The organism is Thioalkalivibrio sp., assembly GCF_007692535.1.
Lineage (GTDB): Bacteria > Pseudomonadota > Gammaproteobacteria > Ectothiorhodospirales > Ectothiorhodospiraceae > Thioalkalivibrio.
The window spans coordinates 1-8,073 of sequence record NZ_REBW01000168.1 but is presented as its reverse complement, the minus strand read 5'-3'; the positions used below and the strand labels follow the sequence as shown (position 1 = coordinate 8,073).

Here is an 8,073-nt window from a genome sequence, read left to right as displayed (position 1 = left end):
GGCTGACCGTCATGGCCCTGCGCCACCCCTGACGATGACAAGCCGCAAACCGTAGGTCGGGTTAGCCCAAAGGGCGTAACCCGACGGGCCTCGCACCCACCCATGGCCGCAAAGGAGCGTCGTCCCCGGCGCCCCACCACCCCGGCACGTCGGGTTACGCTACGCTAACCCGACCTACAGAACTTTCACGCTAACGTCGGTTTGGCATGGCGCCGCGAGCGATGTCCCCTTTCGCCGTCCCGGTTTTTGCCTGGCAACGGAATGCCGTAGTCTTATGGGCCCCCCATTTTGATGAAGGGACTCCACCATGAGCGACGACAGCCTGCAATTATCCGGCGATCTCATCGAGAAGCTGCAGAGTGTTCTGCAGGAGGCCGACCCGAGGGCACGCGAGCCCATCGTCGGCGTACAGTACCTCGCGGCGGTGATCGGCTATCTCGTGGCGCAGATGCCGGAGCCGGTTGCGCAGCGCAAGGACTACCTCTCGCAACTGGCGCAGTTCACGGATTCCGTCTTCGTGGACGTCGAAAGCCGCAATCAGTCCGCCGCTCCGGCGCAGCCGCCCCAGGAGGCCTCGGGCGTGTGGCGCCCCGGCGATCCCTGAAAGTCCGCGAGCCCGGCGTTCGCACCCGGCAAGCCGGTGCTTTGACCCGGGACGCTTCGGCCGCGCCTGACGCCACCCTACGTCTGATGGTGCCGCATGGCCCCACGGCGCCCCGCGGTGATGGTGGCTGGCTGTAGCGCGTGGCGCGGCCACTCGGCCGGTAAGCGTTCGGGGGCATGGGTCACGATGACTGCCCGGCGCGTTGCGAACCAAGGCGCGAGGCGCGCGAGGACCCGCTGCTCGGTAGCGCCGTCGAGCCCCGAGAACGGCTCGTCGAGCAGGATGATCGGCGTGTCCCGAAGGATCAGCCAGGCCAGTGCGAGGCGGCGGGCCTGACCGCCGGACAAACGGCGTCCCATCTCTCCGACCAGGTAGTCCAGTCCGGCTCCCTCGCGTTGCAACGCCTGCGCCAGATCCACAGTCTCGAGCGCCGTCCACAGGGCCTGATCGGTCAGTTCGGGCCGCCCGAGCCGGAGATTGCCGGCGACGCTGGTGTCCAGCAGCAGGGTTTCCTGGGGCAGATAGCCGATCCACCGGTAGCGCCGGGGTTCCGACCACGCCCCGACCTCGCGCCCCGCGAGCGTGACCGTGCCGTCCAACGGGGGGCGTTCACCGGCGAGGGTCTCGAGCAGCGTGCTCTTGCCCAGCCCACTGCGGCCATGGATGACCAGCGGTTGCCCCGGCTGCAGGGAAAAATCGAGCCCGGTCAGCAGCGGGGGTTCCCCGGCGAATCCGATTCCGAGATCGTGGGCATGAAGCGTGGGCGCGTCGGGCAGCAGACCTTCCTCGGTCCGATCCCGTCCCGTCGTTGCGCGCGCGGGCCTGCCGCCGGGATCGACGCCGAGGCTCCGCAGTCGCGCCGCCGCCTGCAGGCTCTCTCCCGTGCGCCAGAACGCCCCGGGCAGGGTGCTCAGGGCCTCGTTCAACCCAAGCGTCATCAGGGTCAGTAAAACCGCAACCGGCGCGTCGATGGCGCCTGCGGCATGCCAGTGCAGGGCCAATGCCAGCATCGTCAGCGTGGTCGTGGCGACCAACCCCTGCACGGCCTGGTCGGCGAGCAGCGCGACCCGTTCCTGCAGCAGGACGCCCCTCGCCTGCTCGCGATCCAGGTCGTCGAGAAGCATCCGCTGGGAATCTGCGCGTCCGTAGGCGATCAGGTCGGCCAGCCCCCCGAAGTAATCCAGCAGCGCGACCCGCTGCCGGCTGCGCCGCTCCACGAGCGCGCGCCCGCGCGCCTGCCCCAGCCGGGCGGCCAGCAGCGACGCCGCCAGCGTCAGGATGGCGGTGGCCAGGAGCAATACAGCCGCGGGCCAGGGTGCCAGCCAGTAGGCGAGAGCAGTCGCGGCAAGCACCGCCAGGCTCGCCGCGACAACCGGACCGGTGATGCGCAGCGGCACCCCGTCCAGGGTGTCGATGTCCGCGGTCAGCCGGTGCTGCAGGTCCCCGCTGCGCAGCTGTCGCTGGCTGGCAATCGGCAGCTGCGAGATCGACGCGAAGCTGCGTGCGCGCAGGCTGGCGAGGACGCGTAGCACGGCCTCGTGCCCGATCACGCGCTCGCCGTACCGCGCCAGGGTGCGCAGCAGCGCCGCGGCGCGAATGCCGGCCGACGGCGTGAACAGTTCGAGTCCCAGCAGCAGGCCCGCACCCGCCAGCGCGGAGGCCGTGATGAACCACCCCGACAGCGCCAGCAGGGCGATGCCGGCGGCCCAGGTCAGGGCCAGCAGCAGATAGGCCGAGCCTGTCCAGACGCGGCTGCCGCGAAAAACCTGGCGCAGGAACCCCCAGTCAGACATCGCCGTCTTCCCGGAGCCGGCCCTGGTCGAGGCGGACCACGCGGCGCATGCGCCCGTACACGGCAGCATGGTGCGTCGCCAGGAGAATCGTGACGCCACGTTGCCGTGCGTGTTCCAGGACCCTGCTCAGCAGGTCGTTCTCGGTCTCGGGGTCCAGCGCACTGGTTGGTTCGTCCAGAAGCCACAGGCGGCTGTCCGAGAGCAGTGCCCTGGCCAATGCCACCCGTTGCGCCTGCCCACCGGACAGCCCGCGGTTGCCTTCGCCGATCGGCGTGTCGAGGCCCTTCGGCAGCGTCGGATCGTCCACCCGCAGACCGGCTGCGCCCAGTGCCGCGATCAGTTCCCTGTCGCCGGTCTCGGGGGGCGCTCCCAACAGCAGGTTGTCGCGCAGGTTGCCGTGGAACAGGTGCGCACGTTGCCCCATCCAGGCGAAGTGCCGTGCGGGTTCGGCCAGAGCCAGCGAGCCGGCGCTGGGGCGGATGAAGCCCGCGCACAAGGCGAGTAGGGTCGATTTGCCGCTGCCGCTGGGCCCGACGATCGCGATGTCTTCTCCCGGCGCTACGCTGAGGGTCAGGTCATCGAGCGCCGGCGGGCCGTCCGGATCGTAGTGCAGGCTGACCCGCTCGAGGCGCAGCAGCGTCGGTGCGGCACCGGCAGGCAGTGGCTCCGGCTCGCTCTGCGGGAGGGGTGGTTCCCGGAGCAGCGGTGCCAGCGCCTCGGCCGCCGCCACGGCGCTGGCACGGTCGTGATAGCTCTGTGCGAACTGGCGCAGGGGCTGGAAGTATTCGGGCGCCAGCAGCAGCACGAACAGCCCCGAGAACAGCGTCATCTGCCCGGCCGGGCCGAAGTCCAGGAAGCCGAGCAGGGCGAAACCGACGTAGATCGCGACCAGGCCGATCGCCACCGCACTGAAGAATTCCATTACTGCGGAAGAGAGGAAGGCCACCCGCAGCACGCGCATGCTGAGCCGCCGGTAGCCCTGTGCAGCCTCCGCAACCTCGTCGGTCGCCGCATCCAGCGCGAGGCTCCGGCGCAGCAGGTCCAGGTTGCGGACGCGATCCAGAAAATGCCCGGCCAGGCGGTTCTGCCGGTCTTGCTGCGCCTCGTGGATCTGCTGGCTGCCCATGCCGATCAGGGCCATGAAGACCGGGATCAACGGCGCGGAAAAAAGCAGCAGCAGCGCCGCGACCCAATCCTGCGTGAACGCGGCGGCCAACAGCACCAGCGGCACCGCCAGAGCGAGGCCGAGAGCGGGGAGATACCGCGCGTAGTAGCCGCCCAGTGCGTCGACCTGTTCCTGGTAGCGGCTGGCCCAGGCTCCGGAGTGACCGCGATGTGCGAGATGGACCGGTCCGATCCGGGCCGCGGTCGCGACCATCCGTTCCCTCAGATCCCCGCGCACCCTGAAGGCCAGTTGCTGGCCCGCCCAGTCGCGCAGGGCCTGCAGGCCGTGGCGGGTGATCACGGCGAGGAACGCGAGGCCCAGCCAGGGCCAGGCCGATGCCGTGCCAGGCTCGAACACGGCCTGATGCACGATCCAGGCGATGGTGCCGGCCAGCACGATCGTCGCGAGTCCGGCGCTGACGCCAGCCGCCCAGGAGAGATGAAGCCAACGCCGGTGAGGCTTCAGAAGCACGCGAAGAAGCACGTTCAGCGACGACCCGACGCCGAACGCTGCCCGGCCTTCAACGGGAGCCGCAGGTTGCGGGATGGGGCCTGCGTTGCATGCAGGAGGTCACCCCGCTTGACCCGCGCCCTCATATGGAGTGCGGGAGCTTGCTCCCGCTTTGGCCGCCAGGGTCGATCCGCGTATCCGAAAGCGGGAGCGAGCTCCCGCACTCCATGAGGGAAGCAGCCAGCTTCGCAGCTCCAGTCGATCCCGCGGCGGACTGCGCATGGACGAGGGCGGCCGCGCGCCGGGCAATCAATGGTATCCGCTGTCGGCGCGCACCTTGCCCCGAAACACATAGTAGGTCCAGGCGGTGTACATCAGCACGAAGGGTACGACAAACAGCAGCCCGATCAACAGGAACAGCTGGCTCTCCGGTGCCGATGCCGCATCGTGGAAGGTGTAGTTCGGCGGCACCACGTAGGGCCACTTGCTGAACAGCAGCCCGGCGTAGAACAACCCGAACAGGAGGATGGTGTAGATGAACGGCGTGGCCTCGTAGCTGCGGTTGAGGGAACCCCAGAGTCTGGCCGCGACCAGGACCGTGGCCAGTGGCAGCAGCCAGAGCCAGGTGAGGTTATCGAACCAGCGGCTGCGCACGTAGTCGTCGGTGAGTGGTGTCCACAGACTGACGATCACGAAGAAGACCATCAGGGCCGCGAGCAGGCGATAGGCCCAGCCGCGGGCCCACCGCTGCGTCTCGCCCTCGGTCTTCAGCATCAGCCAGGTTGCACCGAGCAGACCGTAGCCTACGATCATGCCCAGGCCGGTCATGACCGTGAACGGGGTCAGCCAGTCCATCGGCCCGCCGACATAGCGAAAATTCTCGGTCTCGAAGCCCTGGATGAAGGTACCCACCACCGCACCCTGGGCGAAGGTGGCGACCAGCGATCCGCCGAAGAAGGCCGCGTTCCAGAGGAAGCGCCGGCCCTTCGCTGCCTTGAAGCGGAATTCGAAGGCGACACCGCGGAAGATCAGCCCGGCGAGCATCAGGAAGACGCCGATGTAGAGGGCCGGAAGGAAGACCGTGTAGACCAGCGGGAACGCCGCCAACAGGCCCGCCCCACCCAGCACCAGCCAGGTCTCGTTACCGTCCCAGACCGGCGCAACGGTGTTCATCATGATGTCGCGGTCCTGCTCGGATCTGGCGAAGGGGAAGAGGATCCCGACGCCGAGGTCGAACCCGTCGGTCAGCACGTACATCAGTACGCCGAAGCCGATGATCATGACCCAGATATAGGTGAAGTCGAACATGGCTTTTCTCTCCCTGCTAGGCGGAGGGCTCGTCCAGCGGGGTGTCTGCCGCCGACAACGGACGTTTCGGGCGACCCTGCGGATCCTGTTGTTCCTCGAGTTCTTCGGGCATGCCCTTGCGCACGATGCGGGTCAGGTAATAGAGCCCGGCCGTGAACACCAAGGCATAGACCACGATGTAACCGATCAGCGTGAACAGGGCCATGCCGCCGGTCAGGCTAGGTGTCAAACCCTCCTGCACGGTAATGACCCCGTAGAGAATGTAGGGTTGGCGGCCGACCTCGGTGACGAACCAGCCCGCCAGCACGGCAACGAAGGGGAGCGGGATCATCAGGGTGAGTACGCGCAGGTACACCGGGTGGTCCAGGAGCCGCCTGCGGTAAAGCAACCACGCGCCCCAGAGCGCGACGCCGATCATCAGCATTCCGATCGCCACCATCACCCGGAACGACCAGAACACGATGCCCACCGGCGGGCGTTCCTCGGCGGGCCATTCCTTCAGCCCCTGGACCTCGCCGTCCCACTCGTGGGTGAGGATGAGGCTGGCCAGCTTCGGGATGCCGATCTCGAAATGATTGGTCTCGTTGGCCTGGTCCGGGATGGCGAACAGCAGCAGGGGGAGCCCCTCCTGCGTCTCCCACGCGCCTTCCATTGCCGCCACCTTGGCCGGCTGGTGCTCCAGCGTATTCAGGCCGTGGAAGTCACCGATGATCAGCTGGGCCGGAGCGGCGACCGCCAGCATGATCAGGGTCATCTTCAGCGCACGCTTGCTGGCGGTGACCGCGTGCCCCCGCAGCAGGTACCACGCCGAAATGCCCGCCACCACGAAGCCGCCGGTCAGCAGCGAGGCCACGGCCATGTGCGTGAACCGGTAGGGGAACGACGGATTGAAGATGGCCTCAAGCCAGCTGGTCACGTGCACCATGCCGTCGCGGAGCTCGAAACCGGCCGGCGTATGCATCCAGGAGTTGGCCGACAGGATCCAGAACGAGGAGATGAAGGTACCCACCGCGACCATGATCGCGGCGAACAGGTGTACGCCCGGCGGGACCTTGTTGCGCCCGAACAGCAGCACGCCGAGGAAAGCCGCCTCGAGGAAGAACGCGGTGACCACCTCGTAGGCCAGAACCGGCCCGAGGAAATTGGCGCTGCGGTAGGAAAACTCGCTCCAATTGGTACCGAACTGGAAGGCCATCACCAGCCCGGAGACCACGCCCATCCCGAAGACGACGGCGAAGATCTTGATCCAGAACTGCGACAGGCGCGCCCAGTCCGGATCTTTGGTGCGGTAGGCGATGCCCTCGAGCAGCGCGATATACGTCGCCAGTCCGATGGTGAAGACTGGAAAGATCGCGTGGAACGAGACCACGAAGGCGAACTGGATACGCGACAGCAGGAGTGGATCGAATTCCATGGAGAATCCCCGCAGTGGGTGAGGCCAGCAGCAGGAAGTGTAGCCTCTCAGGGTGTCGTGAGTATAATAATATTCTAACTTTCGACAGACTGGGGAGTGCCCATCCGGGCGTTGTGCCCATCCAAAGCCATGAATGCTGTTGCAAACGATTCGCGTTCACAATACTATGGCGGTGACTCGTTCAACGTCTCCAGGATTGGCTTATGTATGTTTGTGTGTGCAAGGGAGTTCGGGAAGGCGATATTCGGAGCCTGGCCAGCACCGAGGCCGGTTTGCGCATGCGGGATCTGCGCGAGCGACTGGGCGTTTGTTCCGAGTGCGGCAAGTGCGGTCGTCGCGCCCTGAGTATGCTTCGGGAACGCGAAGGCGAGGCGAATGATCGAACGGAACTGGACCCGCAGACCTGCTAGCCGCTTTGCCCACGCTAGCTCGAAGGTTTTCCTCGGAAGCGCTTCTTGGAGCCCGGGGTGGCCCGCGGGTCTCCCAACCATGCACAGAAAGGAGTTTTAGATGAAGGGTGATTCGGAAGTCCTGCGCTACCTCAACCAGGCGCTGAAGAACGAGCTCACGGCGATCAACCAATACTTCCTGCATGCGCGGATGTTCCGCGACTGGGGTCTGAACAAACTCGACGCGTACGAATACGGCGAGTCGGTCGACGAGATGAAGCACGCCGATTTGCTGATCAACCGCATCCTGTTCCTCGAGGGCCTGCCCAACCTGCAGGATCTGGGGACGCTGCGCATCGGCGAGAACACGAAGGAAATCCTGGAGTGCGATCTGGCGATGGAGCAGGAGGCCATTCCTCTGTACCGGGAGGCGATCGCCCACTGCGAAAAGGTGCAGGACTACGTGACCCGCGACCTGCTCCAGAGCATCCTCAACAGTGAGGAGGAACATGTCGACTGGCTGGAAACCAACCTCGCCCTGATCGAACGGGTGGGTATCCAGAACTACGAACAGACCCAGATGGGCAGTGCCGACTAAGGGTCGGTGGCGATGCCGCTGAAATCGATCCATGCCGATTACCGACATCCCCGCGTCGCGCCGTCCTCCTGTGTCGAGGCTTGCGGCGGGGGTTGCGGTGAGCCTGCTGTTGCACGGCGCGGCGGTCGGGGGGCTCCTGCTCTGGCAGGCCGGCGAGCCCGAGCTGGAGCTCGGGCACGGGGGCATGCAGGCGAGCTGGATCGAATTGGGGGAGTTCACGCTCCCCCCGGCGGTACCGGAAGGTCCTGCGGATCCGGATGTGTTCGATCTGGCTGCGTTGGAGCCCGAACCCGATCCTGAACCCGAACCCGAACCCGAACCCGAGCCCGAGCCCGAGCCGGAGCCCGAGCCC

At 66.6% G+C, this 8,073-nt stretch carries 7 protein-coding genes and 1 pseudogene; 4 read left to right on the top strand and 4 right to left on the bottom strand.

Going from position 1 to position 8,073, the window contains the following annotated elements; translation table 11 throughout:
* The first annotated feature begins 307 nt into the window (after nucleotides 1-307).
* Nucleotides 308-604 (top strand): hypothetical protein, encoded by a 297-nt coding sequence (locus EA346_RS09630; protein ID WP_296757986.1) that lies wholly within the window; start codon nucleotides 308-310, stop codon nucleotides 602-604.
* A gap of 77 nt (nucleotides 605-681) precedes the next feature.
* On the opposite strand, the gene cydC is transcribed toward EA346_RS09630, so the two are convergent.
* The 4 genes from cydC to EA346_RS09610 form a co-directional block, all read right to left on the bottom strand.
* Complete coding sequence (gene cydC, locus EA346_RS09625) at nucleotides 682-2,397, bottom strand: thiol reductant ABC exporter subunit CydC (protein ID WP_296757985.1); 1,716 nt, start codon at nucleotides 2,395-2,397, stop codon at nucleotides 682-684.
* Nucleotides 2,390-4,033 carry a thiol reductant ABC exporter subunit CydD gene (gene cydD, locus EA346_RS09620; protein ID WP_296757984.1) on the bottom strand — a complete coding sequence of 548 codons (1,644 nt, stop codon included), beginning with the start codon at nucleotides 4,031-4,033 and terminating at the stop codon, nucleotides 2,390-2,392. The genes cydC and cydD overlap by 8 nt, the downstream gene beginning before the upstream one ends.
* A gap of 288 nt (nucleotides 4,034-4,321) precedes the next feature.
* Nucleotides 4,322-5,320 carry a cytochrome d ubiquinol oxidase subunit II gene (cydB, locus tag EA346_RS09615; RefSeq protein WP_296757982.1) on the bottom strand — a complete coding sequence of 333 codons (999 nt, stop codon included), beginning with the start codon at nucleotides 5,318-5,320 and terminating at the stop codon, nucleotides 4,322-4,324.
* 16 nt (nucleotides 5,321-5,336) lie between these two features.
* Complete coding sequence (locus EA346_RS09610) at nucleotides 5,337-6,734, bottom strand: cytochrome ubiquinol oxidase subunit I (RefSeq protein WP_296757981.1); 1,398 nt, start codon at nucleotides 6,732-6,734, stop codon at nucleotides 5,337-5,339.
* Nucleotides 6,735-6,937: 203 nt separating this feature from the next.
* Here EA346_RS09610 and EA346_RS09605 point away from each other — a divergent pair, with 203 nt between their 5' ends.
* From EA346_RS09605 to EA346_RS09595, 3 genes and pseudogenes are all read left to right on the top strand, one after another.
* On the top strand, nucleotides 6,938-7,144 hold the full coding sequence (locus EA346_RS09605) for a (2Fe-2S)-binding protein (protein ID WP_296757979.1): 207 nt from the start codon (nucleotides 6,938-6,940) through the stop codon (nucleotides 7,142-7,144).
* Between the two features lie 100 nt (nucleotides 7,145-7,244).
* Nucleotides 7,245-7,721, top strand: a complete 477-nt coding sequence (gene bfr, locus EA346_RS09600) for a bacterioferritin (RefSeq protein WP_296757976.1) — start codon at nucleotides 7,245-7,247, stop codon at nucleotides 7,719-7,721.
* A gap of 31 nt (nucleotides 7,722-7,752) precedes the next feature.
* Nucleotides 7,753-8,073: pseudogene (locus EA346_RS09595) on the top strand (energy transducer TonB); the annotation flags it as partial.

What these genes read in the sequence shown, in the direction of transcription:
- EA346_RS09630 (WP_296757986.1), top strand. Translation starts at nt 308, where the DNA reads ATGAGCGACGACAGCCTGCAATTATCCGGCGATCTCATCGAGAAGCTG.
- cydC (WP_296757985.1), bottom strand. Translation starts at nt 2,397, where the DNA reads ATGTCTGACTGGGGGTTCCTGCGCCAGGTTTTTCGCGGCAGCCGCGTC.
- cydB (WP_296757982.1), bottom strand. Translation starts at nt 5,320, where the DNA reads ATGTTCGACTTCACCTATATCTGGGTCATGATCATCGGCTTCGGCGTA.
- EA346_RS09610 (WP_296757981.1), bottom strand. Translation starts at nt 6,734, where the DNA reads ATGGAATTCGATCCACTCCTGCTGTCGCGTATCCAGTTCGCCTTCGTG.
- EA346_RS09605 (WP_296757979.1), top strand. Translation starts at nt 6,938, where the DNA reads ATGTATGTTTGTGTGTGCAAGGGAGTTCGGGAAGGCGATATTCGGAGC.
- bfr (WP_296757976.1), top strand. Translation starts at nt 7,245, where the DNA reads ATGAAGGGTGATTCGGAAGTCCTGCGCTACCTCAACCAGGCGCTGAAG.